Origin of the sequence: Idiomarina sp. UBA4206 (genome assembly GCF_002383015.1) — a bacterium.
Taxonomy (GTDB): Bacteria; Pseudomonadota; Gammaproteobacteria; order Enterobacterales; family Alteromonadaceae; genus Idiomarina; species Idiomarina abyssalis.
In genome coordinates this window covers 33372-33595 of the sequence record NZ_DFTS01000043.1, presented here as the reverse complement: position 1 = coordinate 33595, position 224 = coordinate 33372, and the positions used below count along the sequence as shown (strand labels likewise).

Genomic DNA, 224 nt, shown 5'->3' with positions numbered 1-224 from the left:
GATTGGTGGTGGGCAGGAGTCAGGGCAACGCTCAGGAACAGAAAATTTACCGGGAATTGCGGCGTTGAATGCGTTGTTTGAGTTAATGCAGGACGAGAGTAATAATCGCTTTCAGAACGATGATACTCTGCAAAGTTACCGAAACCAGCTGGTTGATGCCCTAAGCACAGCTTTTCCTTCGATTGTATTTAATCATGACTTAGACATTTCAGTGCCGACCACAC

General features: G+C 46.0%; 1 pseudogene. It reads left to right on the top strand.

Features of this window, described 5'->3' with window-relative positions:
- Window positions 1-224 (top strand): annotated as a pseudogene (locus B3180_RS09190) (aminotransferase class V); the annotation flags it as partial.